The 23,153-nt window shown below is 72.6% G+C and carries 19 protein-coding genes and 3 pseudogenes; 6 read left to right on the plus strand and 16 right to left on the minus strand.

The features are described from left to right. Positions 1–57: 57 nt before the first annotated feature. The 7 genes from HUT10_RS02460 to HUT10_RS02490 all read right to left on the minus strand — a co-directional run bounded on the left by HUT10_RS02460 (position 58) and on the right by HUT10_RS02490 (position 5,614). Positions 58–1,479, minus strand: coding sequence for an SPFH domain-containing protein (locus tag HUT10_RS02460; RefSeq protein ID WP_176169673.1), 1,422 nt, complete (start codon positions 1,477–1,479; stop codon positions 58–60). Between the two features lie 16 nt (positions 1,480–1,495). Next, positions 1,496–1,984 carry an SPFH domain-containing protein gene (locus HUT10_RS02465; protein WP_176169674.1) on the minus strand — a complete coding sequence of 163 codons (489 nt, stop codon included), beginning with the start codon at positions 1,982–1,984 and terminating at the stop codon, positions 1,496–1,498. Beyond that, complete coding sequence (locus HUT10_RS02470; protein ID WP_176169675.1) at positions 1,981–2,415, minus strand: NfeD family protein; 435 nt, start codon at positions 2,413–2,415, stop codon at positions 1,981–1,983. Before HUT10_RS02470 ends, HUT10_RS02465 begins: the two co-directional genes overlap by 4 nt. Positions 2,416–2,499: 84 nt before the next feature. After that, the gene (locus HUT10_RS02475) at positions 2,500–3,315 is read right to left on the minus strand and encodes a DUF3097 domain-containing protein (protein ID WP_176169676.1); all 816 of its coding nucleotides are present in this window, start codon (positions 3,313–3,315) and stop codon (positions 2,500–2,502) included. 51 nt (positions 3,316–3,366) lie between these two features. Beyond that, positions 3,367–4,254 (minus strand): aminoglycoside phosphotransferase family protein, encoded by an 888-nt coding sequence (locus tag HUT10_RS02480; protein WP_176169677.1) that lies wholly within the window; start codon positions 4,252–4,254, stop codon positions 3,367–3,369. Beyond that, a complete protein-coding gene (locus tag HUT10_RS02485; RefSeq protein WP_176169678.1) occupies positions 4,239–5,036 on the minus strand; it encodes an SCO1664 family protein in 798 nt (265 codons plus the stop codon). Before HUT10_RS02485 ends, HUT10_RS02480 begins: the two co-directional genes overlap by 16 nt. 2 nt (positions 5,037–5,038) lie before the next feature. Further along, entirely contained in the window at positions 5,039–5,614 is a 576-nt protein-coding gene (locus HUT10_RS02490; protein ID WP_176169679.1) for a DUF3090 domain-containing protein, read from the minus strand. Positions 5,615–5,691: 77 nt separating this feature from the next. Here HUT10_RS02490 and HUT10_RS02495 point away from each other — a divergent pair, with 77 nt between their 5' ends. The 3 genes from HUT10_RS02495 to HUT10_RS02505 are packed head-to-tail and all read left to right on the plus strand — an operon-like array spanning position 5,692 to position 8,908. Next, a complete protein-coding gene (locus HUT10_RS02495; RefSeq protein ID WP_176169680.1) occupies positions 5,692–7,608 on the plus strand; it encodes a prolyl oligopeptidase family serine peptidase in 1,917 nt (638 codons plus the stop codon). Beyond that, the gene (locus HUT10_RS02500; RefSeq protein ID WP_176169681.1) at positions 7,605–8,504 is read left to right on the plus strand and encodes an LD-carboxypeptidase; all 900 of its coding nucleotides are present in this window, start codon (positions 7,605–7,607) and stop codon (positions 8,502–8,504) included. Before HUT10_RS02495 ends, HUT10_RS02500 begins: the two co-directional genes overlap by 4 nt. Positions 8,505–8,506: 2 nt before the next feature. Then, a complete protein-coding gene (locus tag HUT10_RS02505; RefSeq protein ID WP_176177633.1) occupies positions 8,507–8,908 on the plus strand; it encodes a TIGR03668 family PPOX class F420-dependent oxidoreductase in 402 nt (133 codons plus the stop codon). Here the strand turns inward: HUT10_RS02505 and mptB are convergent. From mptB to HUT10_RS02530, 5 genes and pseudogenes are all read right to left on the minus strand, one after another. Further along, positions 8,905–10,440 carry a polyprenol phosphomannose-dependent alpha 1,6 mannosyltransferase MptB gene (mptB, locus tag HUT10_RS02510; RefSeq protein ID WP_176169682.1) on the minus strand — a complete coding sequence of 512 codons (1,536 nt, stop codon included), beginning with the start codon at positions 10,438–10,440 and terminating at the stop codon, positions 8,905–8,907. The genes HUT10_RS02505 and mptB overlap by 4 nt on opposite strands. 47 nt (positions 10,441–10,487) lie before the next feature. Further along, a pseudogene (gene nikE, locus HUT10_RS02515) lies at positions 10,488–12,136 on the minus strand (nickel ABC transporter ATP-binding protein NikE). After that, a pseudogene (locus HUT10_RS02520) lies at positions 12,133–13,028 on the minus strand (ABC transporter permease). Before HUT10_RS02520 ends, nikE begins: the two co-directional pseudogenes overlap by 4 nt. After that, positions 13,025–14,050 (minus strand): ABC transporter permease, encoded by a 1,026-nt coding sequence (locus HUT10_RS02525; protein ID WP_176169683.1) that lies wholly within the window; start codon positions 14,048–14,050, stop codon positions 13,025–13,027. Before HUT10_RS02525 ends, HUT10_RS02520 begins: the two are co-directional and overlap by 4 nt. 3 nt (positions 14,051–14,053) lie before the next feature. Then, positions 14,054–15,885: pseudogene (locus HUT10_RS02530) on the minus strand (ABC transporter substrate-binding protein). A gap of 180 nt (positions 15,886–16,065) precedes the next feature. Here HUT10_RS02530 and HUT10_RS02535 point away from each other — a divergent pair. Both HUT10_RS02535 and HUT10_RS02540 read left to right on the plus strand, forming a co-directional pair. Further along, positions 16,066–16,893, plus strand: a complete 828-nt coding sequence (locus HUT10_RS02535) for a M55 family metallopeptidase (RefSeq protein WP_176169684.1) — start codon at positions 16,066–16,068, stop codon at positions 16,891–16,893. Further along, on the plus strand, positions 16,886–18,184 hold the full coding sequence (locus tag HUT10_RS02540) for a M20/M25/M40 family metallo-hydrolase (RefSeq protein ID WP_176169685.1): 1,299 nt from the start codon (positions 16,886–16,888) through the stop codon (positions 18,182–18,184). Before HUT10_RS02535 ends, HUT10_RS02540 begins: the two co-directional genes overlap by 8 nt. Here the strand turns inward: HUT10_RS02540 and HUT10_RS02545 are convergent. After that, complete coding sequence (locus HUT10_RS02545) at positions 18,181–18,912, minus strand: dienelactone hydrolase family protein (RefSeq protein WP_176169686.1); 732 nt, start codon at positions 18,910–18,912, stop codon at positions 18,181–18,183. The two genes, HUT10_RS02540 and HUT10_RS02545, sit on opposite strands and share 4 nt — an antisense overlap. 24 nt (positions 18,913–18,936) lie before the next feature. Continuing rightward, the gene (locus HUT10_RS02550; RefSeq protein WP_176169687.1) at positions 18,937–19,902 is read right to left on the minus strand and encodes a zinc-binding dehydrogenase; all 966 of its coding nucleotides are present in this window, start codon (positions 19,900–19,902) and stop codon (positions 18,937–18,939) included. 54 nt (positions 19,903–19,956) lie between these two features. On the opposite strand from HUT10_RS02550, the gene HUT10_RS02555 reads away from it, so the two are divergent. Then, positions 19,957–20,709 carry a helix-turn-helix transcriptional regulator gene (locus tag HUT10_RS02555; RefSeq protein WP_176169688.1) on the plus strand — a complete coding sequence of 251 codons (753 nt, stop codon included), beginning with the start codon at positions 19,957–19,959 and terminating at the stop codon, positions 20,707–20,709. On the opposite strand, the gene HUT10_RS02560 is transcribed toward HUT10_RS02555, so the two are convergent. Beyond that, positions 20,699–21,343: a bifunctional 2-polyprenyl-6-hydroxyphenol methylase/3-demethylubiquinol 3-O-methyltransferase UbiG gene (locus HUT10_RS02560; RefSeq protein ID WP_176169689.1), complete on the minus strand. Its 645-nt coding sequence runs from the start codon at positions 21,341–21,343 to the stop codon at positions 20,699–20,701. The two genes, HUT10_RS02555 and HUT10_RS02560, sit on opposite strands and share 11 nt — an antisense overlap. 41 nt (positions 21,344–21,384) lie before the next feature. Then, positions 21,385–23,016 carry a tannase/feruloyl esterase family alpha/beta hydrolase gene (locus tag HUT10_RS02565; RefSeq protein WP_176169690.1) on the minus strand — a complete coding sequence of 544 codons (1,632 nt, stop codon included), beginning with the start codon at positions 23,014–23,016 and terminating at the stop codon, positions 21,385–21,387. Positions 23,017–23,153: the final 137 nt, after the last annotated feature.

Here is a 23,153-nt window from a genome sequence, read left to right on the forward strand (position 1 = left end):
CCCGAAAGGCCGTGAAGGCCGCCTCGGTGTCCGAGGCGGCCTTCACGGGTGACCGGGTCAGCGGCGGGGGCCGCCGAACGGGGGCTGCTGCGGGAACGGGCCGGAGCCCGGGTTCTGCTGCTGCGGGCCGCCGAACTGGCCCGGCGGCGGGGCCTGCGGGGGCGGGCCCTGGTACTGGCCGCCCGGCGGCGGACCGGCCGGGGACTGCGGCTGCGGCAGCGCGGGCTGGCCGCTCTGCGGGGTCGGCGGCTGCTGCTGTTGCTGCGGCGCGGGGGTGACCTCGGTGCCGCGCTCCTCGTCGGCCTGCGGCTCGGGCTGCGGCCGCTCCGGGCGCGGGATCGACGGCCGCGCGGGCGGCGAGGAGGGCGCCCCGATCGCCGGGACCTCCTTGCGCGCCACCGCTTCCGCGGCCGCGACGGCCTCGGCGACCTTCGGGTCGCTCTTGGTCTCGAACCAGTCGGCGACCTCTTCGTCGTCGAGCTCGACCTTGTCGGGGACGTCGTCCTCCTTCGGCGGCTCGTACCGGAACACGCCGTCGTCGCCCGGAGCGCCGAGCGCACGGGCGAAGCCTTCGAGGGCCTTGCCGTAGTCGCTGGGGATCATCCAGACCTTGTTCGCGTCGCCCTGCGCCATCTGCGGCAGCGTCTGCAGGTACTGGTAGGCCAGCACCTCCGGGGTCGGGCGGCCGGCCTTGATCGCGGCGAACACCTTCTCGATCGCCTTCGCCTGGCCCTGCGCCTGCAGGTAGCGCGCGGCCCGCTCACCCTGGGCCCGCAGGATCCGCGACTGCCGCTCGGCCTCGGCGGCGAGGATGGTCGCCTGGCGGGCACCTTCGGCGGCGAGGATCTGGCTCTGCTTCTGGCCTTCCGCGGTCTTGATCGCCGACTCCCGCTGGCCTTCCGCGGTGAGGATCATGGCGCGCTTCTCGCGGTCGGCGCGCATCTGCTTCTCCATCGAGTCCTGGATGGACGGCGGCGGGTCGATCGCCTTCAGCTCGACGCGGGCGACGCGGATGCCCCAGCGTCCGGTGGCTTCGTCGAGCACGCCGCGCAGCTGGCTGTTGATGGAGTCGCGGGAGGTCAGGGTCTGCTCGAGGCTCATGCCACCGACCACGTTGCGCAGCGTGGTGGTGGTCAGCTGCTCGACACCGACGATGTAGTTGGAGATCTCGTACACCGCGGCACGCGAATCGGTGACCTGGAAGTACACGACCGTGTCGATCGACACCGTCAGGTTGTCCTCGGTGATCACCGGCTGCGGCGGGAACGAGACGACCTGCTCGCGCAGGTCGATCCGGGCGCGCACCTTGTCCAGGAACGGCACGAGGATGTTGAGGCCGGGCGAGGCGACCGTGCGGAACCGGCCGAGCCGCTCGATCACGGCCGACTGCGCCTGCGGCACCACCATGACCGCCTTGGCTATCGTGATGATCACGAGCAAGGCCAGCGCTATGACCAGGCCGATCACAAATCCGGTCAAGAGAATTTCCCCTTACCTAGTACCATTCTTGCGCGGTTGACGGCGTTCCGGGTGCCGCGGGCGGGCTCACCGCGAGCTCCAGCTCCTTCGTGGTGACGCCCCAGCGGCCGGTGGTGTCGTGCAGGACCGTCCACACTGTACGGTGCAGGTCGCCGGGGGCGGTGACGGCGCGCTCGGCCGTGGTCAGGCCGGCTTCCTGCCGCAGCGCGGTGCGGGTCAGCTGTTCGATCGCCAGCGCCGGGTTCGCGATCTCGTAGGTGGCCAGCCGCGGGTCGGTGATCGCGAAGACGACCTCGAAGCCGATCATGACCTCCCGCCCGTCGCCGGCTTCGACCGGGCGGGGCGGGGCCGACAGGAGCTGCTCGCCGAGGTCGAACCGGGCGCGGACCCGGTCGGCGAACGGGACCACGACGTGGCGGCCGGGGCCGAGGACGGCGCGGAACCGCCCGCCGCGTTCGAGCACCGCGGCGTGGCCTTCGCCGACGACGACGAGTCCGAGGCTCACGGCTCGGCCGACACGACGGCGGTGGCGCCGGAGATCTCGACGACCGTGACCTGGGTACCGGGGGCGATGGGCGGGAGGTGCTCGCCGAGGCTGCGGGCCGACCAGACGTCCCCGCCCAGCTTCACCTGCCCGGTCTCGGCGTCCACTGTGGACACGACGACGGCGCGGGCGCCGATCAGCGCGTCGATGCCGGTGTGGTGGACCGGCCCGCCCAGCAGGCGCCGCTTGAGCGCGGGGCGGACCAGCAGGAGCATGCCGACGGAGGCGACGGCGAACACCGCGACGTCGATGACCAGGTTCCCGGTGAGCACTTCGGCACCCGCGCCGAACAGCGCGGCCACGCCCAGCATGACCAGCACGAAGTCGCCGGAGACGACTTCGGCGATCACCAGGGCGATGCCGACGATCAACCAGACCAGTGCCCATGACATGGCTTCATGCTCTCAGATCGCGCCGGTTCGCACCGGCGCAGTGACGGGAAGTGACCTTGGCGTGACCTTGGACAAAACGGACATTCAGCCCTCTTCCGTCGGCTCGGTGACGAAGTCGATGAGCCGCTCCACGGCCCCGATGAGCGGGGTCTCGAGGTCGCGGAAACTGCTCACCCCGCTCAGCACACGCTGCCAGCCTTCGAAAGGTTGCCCCCAGCCGAGCGCGGCGCAGATCCCCTGCTTCCACTCGGTCCCGCGCGGGATCTTCGGCCACGCCTCGATCCCGACCGCGCCGGGCCGCACGGCCTCCCACACGTCGATGTACGGGTGACCGGTGACCAGGACGTGCTCGTCGCGGATCGCCTCGACCAGCCGCGACTCCTTGCTGCCGGGCACCAGGTGGTCGACCAGGACACCGAGCCGGCGGCCGGGGCCGGTGCCGAACTCGGCGATCCGGTCGGCGAGCACGTCGACGCCGTCGAGCGGCTCGACGACCACGCCTTCGACGCGCAGGTCGTGTCCCCAGACGCGTTCGACCAGCTCGGCGTCGTGCTTGCCTTCGACCCAGATGCGCGAGTCGCGGGCGACGCGGGCCTTCAGGCCTTCGACCCGCACCGACCCGGACGCCGAGACCCGCCGCGCCGGCGCCTTCGCCGGGGCCCGGTACGGCACCAGCGTCACCGGCTTGCCCTCCAGGAGGAAGCCGGCGGGCGCGAGCGGGAAGACGCGGTGGCGGCCTTTGGCGTCTTCGAGCACGACATTGCCGTACTCGATCTTCACCACCGCACCGCAGAAGCCGCTGGCCGGGTCCTCGACGACCAGGCCGGGTTCGGCGGGGACCTCCGGCACCTTCTTGCGGCGCGGGCCGGCGAGCACGTCGTCATAGGAGTGGGAGCGCACGACCCCGGAACCTAGTGCGCGTGGCCGCTCGAGGCGGTCATGCCACGCCGGTCAGCGCGCCATCTCCAGCAGGGCATCGGTGAACGGCGTGTGCGCACCGCGGCGCAGGGGCGGGTGGGCGGCCAGCGGAGCCAGCGCGGCGCACCACGCGCGAGCGCGGCCGGCGTCGAGGTCGGGCAGGTGCGGCCGGAGCGCTTCGATGCCGTCGTCGAGCGTGCCACCGGCGGACAGCGGCAGGTAGAGCCAGTCGGCGAGGTCGAAGGCAGGGTCCCCGACGCTCGGACGCGGATCGATGGCCACCACACCGCGGCGGGGGCCGGCGTCGAGGACGTTGCCGGGGTGCAGATCGCCGTGCACGACCGCCACGGGTCCGCCTTCGGCGAGGGCGAGGGCCCGGTGGCGGGCGCGGGCCAGGAGTTCGGGTGGCAGGTGCGGTTCGGCCGCGGAGCCGGGGACGGTGCGCTCGGTGATGTCGAACATGAACGTCACGCGATCGGTCAAGGGCGGCAGGCCCGGCGGGGGTGCGACCGCGTGCAGCTCGGTGAGCAGGGCGCCGATCTCCGGCCACGGGACCGGCCGGCCGCGCAGTTCGGTGCCCGGCACGAGGCCTTCGAGCAGGATCGCCCCGGCGGCGAGATCGGTGTCCAGCACTTGCACCGCGCGTCGGCAACCGGCCCACGCGCGCAACCCGGCGAACTCGAGCCGGGCCACCTCGGGGTCCGGCGTGAGCTTCAGGACCTGCGGGTCACCGCCGGGGCCGGTGCAGAGCAGGGTGCGGCCGGTGTTGCCCGGCCGCGCTTCGCGGACCGTGAGCTGCCACTTGGCGGTGAGGCGGGCGACGAGGTCGGGGAGCGTGTCGCACCACGGCTCGGCCAGCTCGGCACCGAAGCGGCCGACCAGCCGGGCGCGGGCTGCGTCGTCGATCAGAAGAGCGGCCACGGGATGGCTCGCCAGTCGTCACCCGGTGCGGGGAAGATGCCCTCGGCGAGCAGCACGTCGGTGCGCTCGGCCAGTGCCCGGATCTCGAACTTGGTGATGTGCTCGGCGAGGGTCGTGCCGAGGCCGCCGTCGATTTCGGACCGCAGCTTGCGCAGCTTCTCGACGGTGTCCGGCGGCACCGGTTCGCCGATCCAGCCCCACAGGACGGTCCGCAGCTTCGGGTCGGTGTGCAGGCAGATGCCGTGGTCGACGCCGTAGACGCGGCCGTCGACGCCGGGCAGGAGGTGCCCGCCCTTGCGGTCGGTGTTGTTGGCGATGATGTCGAGCACGGCGAGTTCGCGCAGGCCGGGGTGGTCGGCGTGGGCCAGCACCGCGGGTTCGCCGAACCGGTCGTGTGCGTTCAGCACCGGACGCCAGCCGTCGGGGACGTCGTCCGGCGAGAGGACTTCCACCAGGTCGTCTTCGGTGGTTTCGATCCACAGCTGGACCATGCCGGGGCCGAACGGGCCGTCGCGCAGCACGGTCGGCGGGATCGCGCCGATGCCGGTGGTGTCGGCGATGATCGCGGTGGCGACCTCCCGCCCGGCCAGGGTGCCGTCGGGGAAGTCCCACAGCGGCCGCTCCCCCGACACCGGCTTGTAGACGACCCGGCCGGTGACGCCGTCGAGCTCGATGGCGCAGAAGAGCGTGACGTTGGAGGCGTCGACCAGCCGGCCTTCGACGTCGATGCGGCCGTGGGTGACGAGTTCGCGGGCGGTGGGGTCGGCCGGGTCAGGCGTCATGGTCAGTCTTCGCCCGCGTCGGTCTCGCGCCGGTAGCCGTTCTGCCGGGGGCAGATGTGCCCGGCCGGGTCGAGCGGCTCGGCGCACAGCGGGCACGGCTTGCGGCCGGCGTTGACGACGCGGTCGGCCCGCTCGGCGAAGGCGCGGGCGGCGGCCGGGGTGAGGAAGACGCGGACGGCGTCCGGGCCTTCCTCGGTGTCGTCGAGCACGACCGTTTCGTCGACCTCGCCCTCGGTGATGGCGAGCAGCTCGATGACGACCGCGCTGCTGTCGGCGTCCCAGCCGAGGCCCATGGTGCCGACGCGGAACTCCTCCTCGACCGGCACGGTGAGCGGGTCGAGGTCGACGAGGTCCTCGGGCGCGTCGTCGGGGACGTCGGCGCCGAACCGGCTGGCGACCTCCTCCAGCAGCGAGCTCAGCCGTTCCGCGAGGACGACGACCTGCTGCTTTTCGATGGTCACGCTGATGGTGCGCACGTCCTCCGACGCCTGGAGGTAGAACGTGCGATCGCCGGGCTCGCCGACGGTGCCGGCGACGAACCGATCCGGCTGGCGGAAGACGTGGATTACGCGAGACATAGCACTGTCGACCCTAGGCCACGGGCGCATGATCGGCATCCGCCGCCCCACCGTTGGCGGGCCGCTAGCCTCGGGGGGTGTCTCGGATCTCCCCGTACGGAACCTGGTCCTCGCCCATCACCGCCGCCGAGGTGGCCGCCGCCGGCGGCGGCCCGCAGTGGCTCGACGTCGTCTCCGGCGAGGTGTGGTGGGCGGAGGCGCGACCCGGTGAACAGGGGCGGGTCGCGCTGGTCCGGGCCGTGCCGGGCGGTACCGAGGACGTGCTGCCCGCCCCGTGGAACGTCCGCAACCGGCTGCACGAGTACGGCGGCAGGCCGTGGACGGTGGCCGACGGGATCGTGGTGTTCACGCACTGGGCCGACCAGCGCGTGTACGCGCAGAGCGAAATCGGCGTGGTGGCTATCACGCCGTCCCCCGCGGAGCCGCAGGGCGTCCGCTACGGCGACCTGCGCCCCGGCCTGCCGGGTGAGGTGTGGGCCGTGCGGGAGCGCAGCACCGGGCCGCGTCCCACCGACGTCGAACGCGAACTGGTCGCGATCGGTGTGGCCGGCGGCGGCGAGCGGGTCCTGGCCGCGAGCCACCGGTTCCTGACCGCGCCGCAGCTGTCGCCGGACGGGCGGCACGCGGCCTGGTTCGGCTGGGACCACCCGCGGATGCCGTGGGACGGCACCGAGTTGCGCGTGGCGCCGGTCGAGGACGGCGGGTTCGGGCCGCACCGGGTGCTGGCCGGCGGCCCGGACGTGTCGGTGTGCCAGGTCGAGTGGGAGACGCCGGCGACGCTGCTGGCGCTGGCGGACCCGGACGGCTGGTGGAACCTGCACCGGGTGGGGCTGGACGGCTCGGTGGTGAACCTGGCTCCGGTGGAACAGGAGCTGGGCGGGCCGCTGTGGAAGACGGGGTCGCGCTGGTTCGCGCCGCTGGGCGGCGGGCGGCACGCGGTGCTGTCCGCCGGACGGCTGGTGGTCCTCGACGAAGCGGACGGTTCGGTGACGCCGGTGGCCGGCGAGCTGACCGCGTGGTCTTCGACGGGGTTCGCGGTGACCGGCGGCGAGGTCGTGGGCGTGGCGGGCGGCCCGGCCCGGGAGTCCGCCGTGGTGCGGGTGTCCCTCGACGGCGTGGTGACGGACCTGACGCCGCAGCCGGAGCTGCCCGCGGACTTCCTGCCGGAGCCGCAGGAACGGGTGTTCAGCACCGCGGACGGCGAGGCCGTGCCGGTGGTCCTGTACCTGCCGCGCAACCCGGAGTTCGCCGCGCCCGACGGGGAGCTGCCGCCGCTGCTGGTGGACGTCCACGGCGGGCCGACCGGGCAGCACCTCGCCGCGCTGAACCTGGAGATCGCCTACTTCACCAGCCGCGGCATCGCCGTGGCGGCGGTGAACTACGGCGGGTCGACCGGGTTCGGGCGCGCCTACCGGGAGCGGCTGCGGGAGCAGTGGGGCGTGGTGGACGTCGCCGACTGCGTCGCGGTGGCCGAGGCGCTGGTGGCGGCCGGGCTGGCCGACGGGGAGCGGCTGGGGATCAAGGGCGGCAGCGCGGGCGGGTTCACCGCGGCGGCGTCGCTGACGACGACGAAGACCTACCGGGCGGGCACGGTGATGTACCCGGTGCTGGACCTGGCCGGGTGGACCGGCACCGAGGGCGACACGCACGACTTCGAGTCCCGGTACCTCGACGGGCTGATCGGCCCGCTGCCCGAAGCCCGGCCGCGGTACCGGGACCGTTCGCCGCTGGCGAACGTGGGCGGGCTGGCCGGACCGGTGCTGTTCCAGCAGGGCCTGGAGGACCGGATCTGCCCGCCGGAGCAGGCCGACCGGTTCGTGGCCCGGCTGGCCGGGCGCGGGATCCCCCACGCCTACCAGCGGTTCGCCGGTGAGCAGCACGGTTTCCGGCAGGCATCGACGATCGTGGCGGCGCTGGAGGCCGAATTGTCCTTCTACGGTCAGGTGTTCGGGTTCGAGACGCCGGGTGTGGCGCGGCTGGAGCTGTCCCGGTGAGGCCGCCGCGGTTGCGGGCGGGCGACACGCTCGCCCTGGTGGCGCCGGCCGGTCCGGTGCCGGCGGACCTGCTGGAGAAGGCGCTGCCGGTGCTGCGCGGCTGGGGCGTCGAGGTGCGGGTCGGGCCGTGCGTGCAGGCCGCGCCGGGGTCGCCGCCGTACCTGTCGGCGCCGGACGCGGCGCGGGCGGCGGAGTTCACCGAGGCGTGGCTGGACCCGGGGGTGCGGTGCGTGCTGGCGGCCCGCGGCGGCTACGGCGTGCAGCGGATGCTGGACTTGGTGGACTGGGCGGCGTTGCGGGCGGCGGGCCCGAAGGTGCTGGCCGGGTCGTCGGACATCACGGCGTTGCACCGGGCGGTGGACGTCCACCTCGGACTGTCCACTTTGTTCTCCCCGATGCCGGCGAGCGTGCTGTTCGACGACTTCGCGGTCGAGCACCTGCGACGGTCGCTGTTCGAGCCGGAGCGCACCCGCGTGGTCCGCGGCGGTTCGGCGCTGGTGCCGGGCCGCGCGTCGGGGGTGCTGACGGGCGGCAACCTGTCGCTGCTGGCGGCGGGCATCGGTACCCCGGAGCACGGGTCGGCGCGGGAGGCGATCGTGGTGCTGGAGGACGTGACGGAGAGCGTGTACCGGCTGGACCGGATGCTGACGCAGCTGCTGCGCAGCGGCTGGTTCGCCGGGGTCCGCGGGATCGTCCTCGGCTCGTGGGCGGCGTGCGGTGACCCGGCGGAGGTGCGGGCGCTGCTGCTGGAGCGGCTGGGGCCGCTGGGGGTGCCGGTGGTGGAGGAGTTCGGGTTCGGGCACGTGGCGTCGTCGCCGACGTTGCCGCTGGGTGTCCCGGTGACGCTGGACGCGGACCTGGGGACGCTGACCTTCGACTCCCCCGCGTTGACGTGAGGTTGCCGCCGGAGGAGGCCCGCGCCCGGTTCGCCGGGGCGCGGGTCGCCCGGCTGGCGACGGTGTCGGCTTCGGGTGTGCCGCACCTGGTGCCGGTGACGTTCGCGGTGCGCGGGGACGTGGTGGTGTTCGCGGTGGACCACAAGCCGAAGTCCTCGATGGCCCTGCGGCGGCTGGCGAACATCGCGGAGAACCCGTCGGTGTGCTTCCTCGCGGACGGCTACGACGAGGACTGGTCCCGGCTGTGGTGGGCACGGGCGGACGGGTCGGCACGGGTGGAGCCGCCGGGTGCGGAGCCGGTGTCGTGGCTGGTGGCGAAGTACGCGCAGTACGCCGAGCGGCCGCCGGAGCACGCGGTGGTGGTCACCGAGGTGCACACGTGGAGCGGGTGGGCGGGGAGCTAGTCGCGGAGGAACTTCTCCGGCCGGCGCCAGGCGTCGATGATGCCCAGCGGGTCCGGCCGCAGCAGGGACGCCGCCGAGTACAGGCTGGCCAGCACCACCAGGATGATGAACCACCAGTCGTACAGGGCCTGCTCGCCCGTCGGGTAGTACACCAGCGTCACGAACACCGACACCGCCACCACCAGCGCGAGGTGCCGCGGCTGCCACTTGAACGCCGAGAGCAGGACGAAACCCCAGGTCAGGTACCACGGCAGGGTCGGCGGCATGAGGATCGCCACCGCCAGCAGCGAAATGCCGGCCCGGTACACCGCTTCCGTGCCGCCGCCGCGGGCGAGCCACCACTGGCGGATGCCGATGGCGATCAGCAGGAGCATGCCCGCCGCGCGGGCGACCGTCACGAACGGGGACACCTGGACGTCGACGATCAGGTGGACCAGGTTGTAGAACACCTCGCCGATGCCGGTCGGGATGTTCAGCCAGTTCGCGATCAGCTGGGGGGCCTTCAGGCCCGACCACCAGCCGAGGTTGAGGGAGCCGAGGGAGATCCACGTGCCCGCGACGAACACCGGCAGGAACAGGCCCACCGAAGCCGCGCCGGCGCGCAGGAAGTTGCGGACCTTCGACTCGCCCGTGAGGTGGTTGGCCCAGATCCAGACCAGGAACGGCAGCGCGATCGCCGCGGTGGGCTTGATCAGCATGCCGATGGTGACCAGGACGATCGCGAGCACGTGCTTGCGTTCCAGGGCGGCGAGGACGCCGATGGTGAGGAACGCGAGCATCATCAGGTCGTTGTGCGGGCCGCCGAAGAGGTGGATCACCATCATCGGGCTGGCCACCGCGAGCCACAGCGCGACCGGGAGCTTGCCGCCGAGGTGCTTGACCAGCCGCGGGAGCGCCCACAGCGTCCCGGCCAGGCCGACGAGCAGCACGACGCGCATCAGGATGACGCCGAGGATCATGTTGTCGCCGGTGGTGGCGACCACGCCCTTGGAGATCAGCAGGAACAGCGGCCCGTACGGGGCCGGGGTGGTCTGCCAGAGCGGGTGGACGTTCTGCACCACGTTCGGCAGCACGTCGAGCTCGGCCGGGCCGTTGGCGTACGGGTCGAGCCCGTAGAGCAGCTGGGCGCCCTGGCCGAGGTAGGAGAACACGTCGCGGGTGAACAGCGGCGGCGACACCAGCAGCGGCGCCATCCAGCACCCCGCGGCGACCAGGATGGGGCGGCTGCCGATGCGGCCGGCCAGCACGTAGCGGCCGAGCCGGACCCACGCCCACACGACCATGCCGAAGCCGGTGTAGAGGACGGCGTTGGCGAGCATGCGCCCGTGGCCGTAGCGGACCCACGAGAGCGGGCCGTGGCCGAGCACCGGGTCCTTGATCAGGATGCCGCCGGCACCGAGCGCGGCGATCATCAGCAGGGTGCTGCCGACGGTGCCCATCGCGATCGTGCGGTAGGGGAATCGCGAGGGCACGCGGAGCCGCTCGGCCAGTCCGGTCGAGGGCGTCTGTGCGGGGTCGGTGGTGGTCGCCATTTCCGTTCGGAGATTACACACCGCGCTCGCGCGGAGTTCCCGCAGTATCAGGTTTCGACCGGGCGGCGCTGGGCGGTGCCGCCGGGCAGGGCGGCCAGGAGCGACTTCGTGTACTGGTGCTGCGGGTCGAGCAGGACCTGCTCGACGGTCCCGGTCTCGACCAGCTCGCCGCGGTACATCACGGCGACGCGGTCGGCGATGTTCCAGGCCAGGCCCAGGTCGTGGGTGATCACCAGTGCGGCGAGGCCGAGTTCGCGGCGCAGCCGCAGCAGCAGGGCGAGGATTTCGCCGCGCACGGACGCGTCGAGCGAGGCGACCGGCTCGTCGGCCACCACCACCGACGGTTCGAGCGCCAGTGCCCCGGCGATGACGACGCGCTGGCGCTGGCCGCCGGAGAGCTGGTGCGGCAGCCGGTCGGCGTACTTCTCCGCCGGGCGCAGCTCGGCCGCTTCCAGTGCCCGGTGGACGACCGCGCGCTCGTCGGCGAGCCGGTGGATGCGCGGTCCCTCGGCGACGGCTTCGTACACCGTGTGGCTCGGGTTGAGCGCGCTCGTCGGGTCCTGCAGGACGAGCTGGACCCGGCGGCGGTAGGCCTTGAGGCCCGCCCCGCCGGTCGGCACCGGTTCGCCGGCGTAGCGGACCACGCCGGAGTCGGGCTTCTGCAGCCCGAGCAGCGTGCGGGCCAGTGTCGTCTTCCCGGAGCCGGACTGGCCGACCAGCGCGACGATCTCGTCGCGCGCCACCGTCAGGTCGACCCCGGCGACGGCGTCGATGCGCTTGCCGGTGCGGTCGCGGAAGGACACGCGCAGGTTCTCCGCGGCCAGCAGCGGCTCGCCCGCCACCCGTTCCGGGGGCTCGGGCGGCAGCGGGTTGCTGGTGGCCGGCGCGAAGCGGGACACCGGGTCGCCGACGGTCGGGAACGCCGCGGCCAGCGCCCGCGTGTGCTCGTGGCGGGGCGAGCCCATCACCTCGGCACTCGGGCCTTCTTCGACGATCCGCCCGTCGTACATGACGGCGATGCGGTCGCAGGTGTCGGCGAGCACGGACAGGTCGTGGCTGATCATGATCAGGCCGATGTGCTGCTCGGCGACCAGCCGCGAGAGCAGGGCGAGGACCTGGGCCTGGACGATGACGTCGAGGGCGGTGGTCGGTTCGTCGGCGATGATCAGCCGGGGCGAGCAGGCCAGCGCCATGGCGATCATGACGCGCTGCTTCTGCCCGCCGGACAGCTCGTGGGGTAGGCGCCGGCGCGGCTCGGGGGCAGGTCGACCTGGGTGAGCAGCTCGGCGACGCGGGTGTCGACTTCGGCGTCGGTGAGCGGTTTGCCGGCGGGCGGGTGCAGCCGCAGCGGTTCGGCGATCTGGGCGCCGATCCGGCGGACCGGGTTGAGCGCGTGCATGGCGCCCTGGAACACCACGGACGCCTCGGCCCAGCGGACCGCGCGCAGCCGGCCCCACTTCATGGTGGTGACGTCTTCGCCGTCGAGGCGGATTTCGCCGGTGATCTCGGCTGTGCGCGGCAGCAGCCGCAGCACGCTCATGGCGACGGTGGACTTGCCGGAGCCGGATTCGCCGGCCACGCCGAGGGTGCCGCCGGGGTCGAGGGTGAGGTCGACGCCGCGGACGGCGGGGACAGCGGTGTCCCCCACCGCGTAGGTGACGTTCAGGTCGGTGAGCTGCAGCAGTGGGGTGGTCACTTCTTCAACCTCGGGTTGAACACGGTCTCCAGGCCCCGGCCGACCAGGGTGAAGCTGAGGACGACGAGGACGATGGCGATGCCGGGCGGAAGGACGTTCCACCAGGCGCCGCGGCTGATGGCGCCGTTGTTGAGTGCGGTTTCCAGCACCAGGCCCCAGGTGATGGAGTTGGGGTCGCCGACGCCGAGAAAGGACAGGGTCGCGTCGGCGATGACGGCGTTGCCGACGACGAGGGTGGTGTTGGCCAGCACCAGCGGCATCACGCCGGGGAGGACGTGCCGTCCGATGATGTGCAGGTGGCCGCCGCCGAGGGCGTGGGCGCGCTCGATGTAGGACCGGCTCTCGATGGTCAGGGTCTGGGACCGGACGAGCCGGGCGGTCCCGGGCCAGGCGGTGAGGCCGATGGCGATGATGATCGTGCCGACGCCCTTGGGCAGCACGGCCGAGAGCGCAATGGCGAGGATCAGCGAGGGCAGCACCAGGAAGAAGTCGGTGAACCGCAGCAGGGTCGCCGACACCCAGCCGCCGAAGTGGGCGGCGGTGACGCCGATCAGGGTGCCGATGACCACCGACAGCAGCGCCGCGGAGAACCCGACGAGCAGGGAGATCCGGGTGCCCCACACGGTCATCAGCAGCACCGAGCGGCCGAAGTTTTCGGTGCCGAGCCAGAACTCGCCGCTGGGCGGGGACAGCGGCTGCCCGGTGGCCTTGGTGACGTCGAGGCCGGTCTCGTCGCTGATGAGCGGCAGGAGGAGGCGACGAGCACGGTGGCACCGAGGACGATGAGCCCGGCGAGTGCGCCGCGTTGGCGGGCGAACTCCCGCCAGGACCCGGCCAGTGCGGCGCGGCGGCGGGCCCAGGCGATGCGCCGGGGTGTCTCGGCGGTGGTCATGAGGCACGCACCCTGGGGTCGAGCACGCGGTAGAGCAGTTCCGCGAGCAGGTTCATCAGCACGACGGCGCCGGTCAGCACGGTGAACACGCCCTGCAGCACCGGCAGGTCGGGCCCGTGCAGGGCGTCGTAGATCAGCTGGCCGAGCCCGGGCCAGCTGAACACGGCTTCGACGGTGACCGCGCCGGCCAGCACCGAGCCGAACTGCATGAACACCAGCGTGGTGGTCGGCAGCAGGGCGTTGGGGACGGCGTGGCGGCGGCGGACGAGGTCGTCGCGCAGGCCCTTGGCGCGGGCGGTGGTGAGGTAGTCGGCGTCCATCTCCCCCAGCAGCGACGACCGCATGATCAGCATGTACTGGGCGTAGAACACGGCCAGCAGCGTCACGCACGGCAGCACCAGGTGGTGCAGGACGTCGAGGGTCTGGGACAGGAAGTCCGGTGCGGCGTCCGGTGAGTGCATGCCGCGGCTGGGGAACAGGCCGTTGGTCGCCACGAGCAGCATCAGGCCGAGCCAGAACTGCGGGACCGACCACAGCGTCAGCGCGAGCCCGGTCTGGCTGCGGTCGAAGAAGCTGTCGCGGCGCCAGCCGGCGCGGATGCCCAGCCACAGGCCGATGACGACGGCGAGCAGGGTGGCGCTGCCGACGAGCAGGATGGTCGGCCAGAGCCGTTCGCCGATCATGTCGGCGACCGGGCGGCCGTTGTTGAGCAGGCGGGATTCGCCGAGGTCGCCGTGCAGCAGGTCCCACAGGTAGCTGCCGAACTGGACGAAGACGGGCTTGTCGACGCCCATCTTCTCGCGCAGTTCGGCGATCTGCTGGGGGCTGGTGGGGTGGTCGCGGGTCATCGCCGCGACCGGGTCGCCGGGCAGCATCCGGAACAGGAAGAAGAACAGCACGATCACCAGCACGATGCTGATCACCGCTTCGGCGATCTTGGTGAGGACGAACCGGGCCGTGCCGGTCCCGCCGCGGTGCTCGTCGGGGTCGACGAGCACCGCGGCCTGGTCGGGGGTGGTCATGTCTTACTCGCGGTCCTCTGCGGTCTTGCCGCGGCGCCCGAGCGCGATGCCGCCGCCGACCAGGACGACCACGACGACCGCGCCGATGACGATCCAGAGCACGGTGTTGCCGGAGCCGCTGCTCGAGGCACTGGTGGTGCCGGCCGGGGTGGCGCCGTAGACGCCCCAGTAGCCGGTCTGCTCGAGGATGGCGCCCTTGGGCTGCGGCTGGGTGGTGAAGCCGGCGAACTTGTCGGAGCGGTAGGCCTCGAGGGTGTTCTGGTAGTCGAGCACGATCGTCGGGAACTGGCTGTAGAGCCGGGCCTGTGCCTGCTTGACGTAGCCGGCGCGCTTGGCGTCGTCGGTTTCGGTCAGCTGCTTCTTGTAGAGGTCGTCGTAGGCGGCGTCGCAGAAGAAGGTGTCGGTGCTGCCGCCCTTGCCGTCCGGGGCGGGCCGGGCGCCGCAGGTGTGCAGCGACAGCACGTAGTCCGGGTCGGGGTTGGTGCCGTAGCCGCCGATGGCGAGGTCGTACTTGCCGGCCTGGGTGCGGTCGGACAGCTCGTCGTCGGAGACGAGGTCCTGCTTGACGGTGATGCCGATGTCCTTGAGCCAGCCGGTGACGTACTGCGCGACGCCCTGGTCGTAGCTGCGGTTGGCGTGGCCGGTCAGGCGCAGTTCCAGCTTGGCGCCTGCCGGGGTGGTGCGGACGCCGTCGGCGCCCTTCTTGTACCCGGCCTGCTCGAGGGTGGCGTTGGCGGCGGCGAGGTCGAACTTGATCTTCTCGCTGTCGCTGGGGTCCAGTGGTAGGCGGCGTAGATGGGGGGCACGACCCCGCCGCCGACCTGGCCGAGGCCCTTGAGGACCTTGTCGACGATCGCCTGGGTGTCGACGGCCTGGGTGATGGCCTTGCGGACGTTGATGTCCTTGAGGACCGGGTTGCCGTCGCCGATCGGGTTGTCGGCGTTGTCGGTGACGCCGAAGTTGAGCGACAGCTCGTCGTAGCGGCGGCCGGGGGCGGCGTTGGTGGTGATGCCCTGCTGGCCCTGCAGCGCGGCGAACTGGTTGGGGTTGAGCCGGTTGATGACGTCGACTTCGCCCTGCTTGAGGGCGTTGACCGCGGCTTCGGTGTCCTTGAACTGCAGCAGCTGCAGTTCGTCGACCTTGGGCGCGCCGCGCCAGTAGTCCTTGTTGGCCGCGAACTTGACGTACTCGTTCGGCTTGTACTCGGTGAGCTTGAACGGGCCGTCGCCGACGCCGGAGACGGCGAGGGTGTCGGTCGAGGCGGCCTTGAGGTCCTGGATCGGCTCCCAGATGTGCTGGGGCACGATCGGCACGTCGAGCAGGTTCATGTTGACCTGCACGGCCTTGGTCTTGATGACGAGGGTGGTGTCGTCGGGCGCGGTGACCGTCTCGAAGTTGGCCACGTAGTTGCCGTTGGCGGTGCGGGCGTTCTCGTCGGTGAGCATGCGGTTGAAGGTGAAGGCCGCGTCCTTGGCGGTCACCGGCTGCCCGTCGCTCCACTTGACGCCGCTGCGGATCTTGAAGGTCCAGGTGAGCTTGTCCGCCGACGGGGTCCACGACTCGGCGAGCGCGGGCGAGGCCTCGGCCTTTTCCGCGTTCGGGATGGTCAGGAACTCGAAGGTGAACCGGCCGATCTGGGTGGACGCCGAGAGCGCCGCGGTGAACGGGTTGAGGTGGTCGATGCCGGTGGTGAGCGCGACCCGCAGCACCTTGGCCTGCTGGGCCTGGGCGGGAACGGCGAGCGGGATCGCCGCCAGCGTCGCGGCCGCGACGACCGCGCCCACGCGGGCGAGCCGCCCTGTTCTGTGTTGGAACTGCACCGAAAACCACCCCATCGTTCGCATGTGAGCCTCCCCAAGGACGAGAAGTAACCACATACCGGGACAATCGCGCAATATGTTGCCGCCTCGGCAGGTGCCCGATCGTTATCGACCCCTGATCGTCACGCTGAGTGACATCCGGTGATGGGGGCGTTCCGCGTCCGGGAGCCGGGCGGGCTGGTTAGAGTGCCGGGCATGCGCATCCTGATCTCGGCGGACATGGAGGGCGCCACCGGTGTCACCTGGACCGACGACGTCGTGCCCGGTTCGCCGCAGTGGGACCGCTTCCGGCGGCTGTTCACCGGCGACGTCAACGCCGTGCTGGCCGGGCTGTTCGAGGCGGGCGCGAGCGACGTGCTGGTGAACGAAGCCCATTCCTCGCAACGGAACCTGCTGCTGGAGGAGCTCGACCCCCGGGCGCGGATGCTCACCGGGCGGCACAAGCCGCTGTCGATGATGCAGGGTGTCGATTCCGGTGTGGACGGTGTGGTGTTCCTCGGGTACCACGCCGGCGCGGGCTTCGACGGGGTGCTCTCCCACACCTATCTGGAGAACCAGATCACCGGGGTGTGGCTGGACGACGTGCCGGCGAGCGAAGGGCGGCTGAACGCGGGCCTGGCCGCGGAGTACGGCGTCCCTGTCCTGCTCGTTTCGGGTGACGACAAAACGTGCGACGACGCCCGTGATTACGCTCCGGAGGCGGAGCTGGTCCAGGTGAAGGAATGCGTGAGCCGGTACGCGGCGATCTGCCTGCCGCCGGCGCGCACGGCGGAGCTGCTGACCGGCGCGGCGGCCGACGCGATGGCCCGGGCCGGCCGGGACGAGCGGCAGCCCGGGGCGCACCGGATCGAGGTGGAGTTCGACGCGAGCCACCTGGCGCAGGCGACGGCGGTGATCCCGACGGTGGAGCAGATCGGCACGCGGCGGGTCGGGTTCGACGCGCCGACCATGACCGAGGCGATGAAGGCGTTCAAGGTCGTCACGGCGATCGCGGCGGGGGCGGTGCAGGGTATCTATGGCTGATGTCGTCGAGTTGTGCGCGGAGCTGATCCGGTTCGACACGACCAACCGCGGGAACAACGACGCCTCCCCCGAGCGGCCGGCCGCGGAGTACGTGGCCGCGTTCCTGGACGGCCTGGGCATCCCCTCGCGGATCCTCGAAGCCGCGCCGGGGCGGGCCAGCGTGATCGCGCGGGTGCCGGGCACCGATCCGTCGTTGCCGGCGCTGCTTGTGCAGGGGCACCTGGACGTGGTCCCGGCGGACGCGGCGGAATGGTCGGTGCCGCCGTTCGCCGGCGAGGTGCGCGACGGGTTTCTGTGGGGCCGCGGCGCGACCGACATGAAGGACTTCGTGGCGATGGTGCTGGCGGCGCTGGCCGGCGGGGTGCGCCCGCGGCGGGAGCTGGTGCTGGCGTTCGTCGCCGACGAGGAGGACCGCGGCGAGTGGGGCGCGCACTGGCTGGTCGCCCGCCACCCCGAGCTGTTCGAGGGGTGCGCGGCGGCGATCAGCGAGTCGGGCGGCTACACCTACCACGTGCCCGCCGCCGACGGCCGGGACGTGCACCTGTACCCGGTGGGGACGGCCGAGCGCGGGACGGCGCACCTGCGCCTGACCGCTCGCGGCCGCGCCGGTCACGGTTCGCGCCCGAACGACGAGAACGCCGTCACCCGGTTGGTGGGGGCGTTGCACCGGATCGCGGCCCACCGCTGGCCGGTGTCGCTGACGCCGGCGGTGCGGGCGTTCCTGGAGCGGACGGGCGCGGCCCTGGGGGTGCCGGTGGATCTGTCCACGTCCGAAGGTGTGGACGCGGCGGTGGCGGCGCTGGGCCCGGCCGGTGCGCTGGTGGTGCCGACGGTCCGCAACAGTACGACCCCGACGATGCTGGACGCGGGCTACAAGGTGAACGTGATCCCGTCGACGGCGACCGCGCAGGTGGACGTGCGGGTGCTGCCGGGCACCGAGGAGTCGTTGTTCGCGGCGCTGGACGAGCTGCTGGGCGAGGGTGTGACGCGCGAGTTCGTGGCGCACCAGCCGCCGGTGCAGGCACCGGCGGAGTCGCCGTGGTTCGCGGCGATGGCCTCGGCGTTGCGGGCGGAGGACCCCGAGGCGGTGGTGGTGCCGTACTGCCTGGGCGGCGGGACGGACGCGAAGGCGTTCGCGCAGCTGGGGATCGACTGCTACGGCTTCGCGCCGTTGTGGCTGCCGAAGGGGTTCCCGTACCGGGCGATGGCGCACGGGGTGGACGAGCGGGTGCCGGTGGAGGGCCTGCACTTCGGCACCCGCGTCCTGACCCGGTTCTTCGAGAGCTGCTAGCCGAGCGCTTCTCGCAGGAGCGCGAGCAGGCTGTCCCAGTGCCGCTCCAGGGCGGCGGGGTTGAAGGCGTCGGTGTCGGCCATGGTGAAGCCGTGGACGGTGCCGGGGTAGATCTCCGAGGTGTACTCCAGGCCCGCGGCGTCCAGGGTTTCGTTGAGCTCGGTGAGGGCTTCGGGGGTCAGGTCGGATTCGGCGTGGCCGAAGTGGACGCGGGCGCCGATGCGGTGCAGGCTGTCGGGCCCGGCGGCGCCCACCGGGGCGTGGAAGGCGGCGAGCGCGGCCACCCGGCCGGGGTGGGCCGCGGCGGTGTGGGTCGCCAGGAGGCCGCCGAAGCAGTAGCCGGTGGTGGCGATCGGGCCGGGACCGACCTCGGGCCGGGTGGTGAGGAACCGGACGTAGGCGTCGGCGTCGCGGAGTACCCGGTCGGTGGTGGTGTGGGCCTGGATCATCGGCATCAGCTCGGCGAAGATCGCGGGCCGGGCTTCTTCGCCGATGTGGCCGGGGAGCTCGATCAGCGGTGTCGGGCCGTGCCGGTAGAACGGGTTGGGAACGAGCACGTAGTAGCCGTGGCCGGCGAGTTCCTCGGCCATCTCGCGCAGCACGGGCCGGATGCCGAAGCCGTCCGGGTACATCAGCACCCCGGGGTGGCCTTCGCCGCCGTCGGGGAACGCGGCGAAGGCGTCGGCCCGGCCGTCCTCGGTGGGGATCTGCAGTGACTGGGTGGGCATGATCGCCGAGCCTAGGCCACCGGCTCAGGGCAGGACGACGAGTTTTCCGGCCGCGCGGTCCTCCTCCATGTACCGGTGGGCGGCGGCGATCTCCGCCAGCGGGAAGACCCGGTCGATGTTCGGCCGGTAGGTGCCGGCCTCGACTTCGCCGATGATCCGCTGCAGCAGGGCCGTGCTGCCCTTGAGGTCGTCGCTGTGGAAGGCGGTCAGCCGGGTGCCGGACGGGATCTTCGCGATCGGCTCGAAGTCCGGGACGATCCAGCCGCTGAGCGAGCCCGCCACGCAGACCGTGCCGCCGCGGCGGACCAGGCGCAGCGAGTCCACGGCCGTGCGGGCGCCGACCAGGTCGAGGACCCAGTCCGGGCCTTCGGGCCACAGTTCGGCCAGTCCGGTGAGCGGGCCGCCGTCGTCGATGAGGACGTGGCCGGTCAGTGCGGGCGCCTTGGCCGGGCGGCGGGTGGTGGCGGCGACCTCCAGGCCGTGACCGGCCGCGATCGAGGCGGCGGCCAGCCCGACCGAGGACGTGCCGCCGCGGATCAGGAGCCGTCCGGTGCGGCCCGGGCCGATCCCGAGCGCGTCCAGTGCGCCCCGGGCGGTCAGGTACGTCTCCGGCAGCGCGGCCAGCACATCCGACGGCAGGGAGGTGGTGACCGGCATCAGCAGCGGGTTCGGCAGCAGGGCGTATTCGGCGTAGCCGCCGTCGAAGGCGCGGCCCATCTCCCCCATCACCGCCGCGACCGTGGTGCCTTCGGGCAGGCGCGGGTCGGTCGAGGCGGCGACGACGCCGACGCATTCGATGCCCAGCACCCGCGGGAACCGCACGGACGGGGAATGCCCCTGCCGGGTCCGCAGTTCCGACCGGTTCAGGCCGGTGCCCTCGACCCGCACCAGGCTCCAGCCGTCCCGGACCGCCGGGACCGGCAGCTCCCGGACCTCGAGGACTTCCGGGCCGCCCGCCCGGACACAGACCGCTGCTCGCATCGTGTTCATGGGCCCACTGTCACCGGCCGCAGCGGTGGCCGACCACCGGTAGGATGCCAAGCCATGCCCATCGGCCGCCAAGCTTCGCGGATCTGGCCCTCCGGTGGCGTGCACCTGTGGCCGCCGGGCGGCATGAGCGAAGCCGACGCCCACGACCGCGGCCATCTGGTCTACGCGGCGCGGGGTGTGCTGTCGGTGCACACCGAACGGGGGACGTCGATCGTGCCCGCCAACCGGGTGGCCTGGACCCCGGCCGGGTTCGTGCACCGGCACCGCGCGCACGGCCACACCGACATGCGGATCGTGTTCCTGCCGGCGTCACTGGCCCGGCTCATTCCCGCCCGTCCGGCCGTGTTCACCGCTTCGGACCTGGCCCGCGAGGTGCTGCTGGCCCTCACCGGTCCGCGGGAATACGACCGGGCGGCGAGCGCGCGCCTGCGGCGGGTCCTGGTCGACGAGCTGCGCGAAGCTCCCGAACAGCCGCTGCACCTGCCCGAGCCGCGCGACGACCGGTTGCGGGCCATCGCGCGGCGGCTCTACGAGGAGCCCGGGGACACCACGCCGCTGGCCGAGCTCGGGCAGCGGATCGGCGCCAGCGCCCGCACGCTCAGCCGGTTGTTCCGCGACGAGCTCGGGATGACGTTCTACGAGTGGCGCACGCAGGTGCGCATCGGCCACGCGCTGATCCTGCTGGCCGACGGCCACGACACCGCGTACACGGCGCGGGCGTGCGGCTGGGCGAACCCGAGCCACTTCATCGCGGCGTTCACGGCCGTGGTGGGGACGACCCCCGGCCGGCACCGCGCTAGCGGGTGAAGGTGGCCCAGTAGCGGGCGCCGTCGCGGATGGTGTCCAGGCCGAGCAGGCGAACGCCGTCCTGGGCGACCGATTCGATCTCGGCGCGGCTGAACGGCCACGGCGGGCTCTGCCAGTTCGCCATGTCCATGTTCTCCTCCGCCACCTCGCACACGATCGCCGTGCCACCGGGGGCGAGGAACGAGGCCAGCGACTTCAGCGCCGCGGGGCGGAAGTCGCGGGGCATGGCCTGGACGTTCATGATCTCCACCACCAGGTCGAACTCCTGCGTCCACTCCCCCGGCGGGTTCAGCAGGTCAGCGACCACGTAGTCCACGGCGGACTCGGGGAACCGGGCTCGGGCCGCCGCCACCGCGGTCGGGGCGACGTCGAAGCCCGTCACCGTCCAGCCGTGGGCCGACAGCAGTTCCGAGTCGTCGCCCAGCGCGCTGCCGACGACCAGGGCGCGGCGGCCGGCACCGGGGTGGGTCTCGGCCCAGGCGGCCAGGTCGATGCCCGGTTTGCCGCGGGTCCACGGGACTTCGGCTTCGCCGCGGGCGGCGGCGGTGTAGAGCTGGTCGAACCAGGCGGTCGGGTCGCCTTCGGCGAGGGAGGCGCGGGCGAGTACGCGGTCGGCGGGTTCCGGCGTCGTCATGATCGTGACCCTAGCGACGACGCCGGACCCGCGAGACCGGTTTACCGCGCGACCGGCCCCGGGAGCGCGTACAGCGGTTCGCCGGCCCAGCGGACGATGTCCCGGACCGGCGCGGACGGCGGGGCGGGCCGGAAGTTGGCGGCGTCGTCGATGCTGCCGGTGCCGTCGTAGACGGCCCGTTGCGGGTAGGCGAACACCGGCCGGGTCCGGGTGACGGTGCCGTCGGCGGCGCGGCCGGTCGCGGTGACCACCGTGGGCGTGCTGCCGCGTTCGACCCAGGCGACCAGCTGCTCGAGCGGGTCGAATTCGGTGAGCGTGGTGCCGCCGCCGCAGTGGTACAGCGACGGGACCATGAACAACCGCGCCCAGTCCTGCGGGCCGCCGTGGGTGAGCCGCTGGTAGTAGTCGAGCGTGCCGGCCGGCGGGATGGCTTCGTCGGCCCAGCCGTGCCAGAGCAGCAGCTTGCCGCCGCGGCGCTGGAACGCCGAGAGGTCGAGGCTCATCGCGTCGTAGCGGACGCCGACCGGGGTGAGCCGGTCGAACTCCGCCTTGGTGAAGGCGAAGGCGTCCACGGTCGAGGCCGGCGCGCCGATCGGGTAGCCGAGGTAGCGCAGGTAGTTGTCGGCGAGGTTGCGGGCGAAGGCGGATCCGCCGGTTTCGGGCGTGGCGATGATCCACCCGGCCCACGACAGCTCCGACCCGGGCTCCTGGCCACCGGGGTAGAGCAGCGTGCCGCGGCCGTCGGTGGGCGGCGAGTACAGCTTGCGGACGACGGCGACCTGGGCCGGGGTGAGGCAGGAGGGCGTCTCGGCGCCGGTGCAGGTCAGCGTGGCCGGGTCGAAGGAGCAGGCACGGGGGTCGTCGAGCTGGCCGTCGGCGAGCCCGTCGAGGCGGTCGCAGGCGGCGAGGACGGCTTCGTGCAGGGCGGGCAGCTTCGCGGCGGTGAGGATCGGGCTGCCGTCGGCGGCGTTGTCGGCCCGGGCGAGCCACGTCTGGTAGACCCCGAGCAGCGGGCCCCAGTAGTTCGCCGGGGCACCGACGTCGATGCCGTCGAAGTCGGCCGGGTAGCGCTGGGCGAGCAGGAGGCCTTCGCGGCCGCCGTCGGAGCAGCCGCTGAAGTAGGACTTGCGCGGCGGGGCGCCGTAGAAGGCCTGGATGATCGCCTTCGAGGCGCGCGAGACGACGTGGGGCGCGCGGAATTCGAAGTCGTCGCGGGCGGCCTGGTCGTGCGCGCCCCAGCTGCCGTCGTCGACGACCGCGGGGGTCTTGCCGACGTGGCCGTCGTCGGTGGCCGCGACCGCGAAGTCGCCGCCGTGGGGCAGCCCGCAGTCGGCGAACGCGGGCGGGTTGACCAGGCCGCAGAAGCCGCCGCAGCCGTACTGCAGGTAGCGCCCGGCGTAGGTCCTGGTGGGCAGGCGCAGCTCGAACCGGACGGCGGGTTCGACGTACCCGGCGACGTCGCAGTATTCGGGGTCGGAAGCGGTCGCCGCGACGACCGCGGCCGAGGTGACGTGGGTGGGTGCGCCCGGGAGGGTGAACCCGTGGACCAGGCCGGCGCAGGTGGTCACCGGCCGGATGGCCGGCTCCGGTGCCGCGGAGGCGGCGACCGGGGTGAATGTGGTGGTGGCGAGCGTCAAGGTGGCGATGGCGGTGATGATCCGGAACGTTCTCATCGGGCCCCCGTTTTCCGCGTTGTCTGATTCCGGCCAGGTTTGGCGAGCGGTCTTGACATCGATGTCACCCGCGCGTTTCCCTTCGTTGGCGCCGCCGGTCCCCGCCTGCGCGGCGCTGCTTTGTCCGCCCTCCGAGC

Source organism: Amycolatopsis sp. Hca4 (assembly GCF_013364075.1).
GTDB lineage: Bacteria > Actinomycetota > Actinomycetes > Mycobacteriales > Pseudonocardiaceae > Amycolatopsis.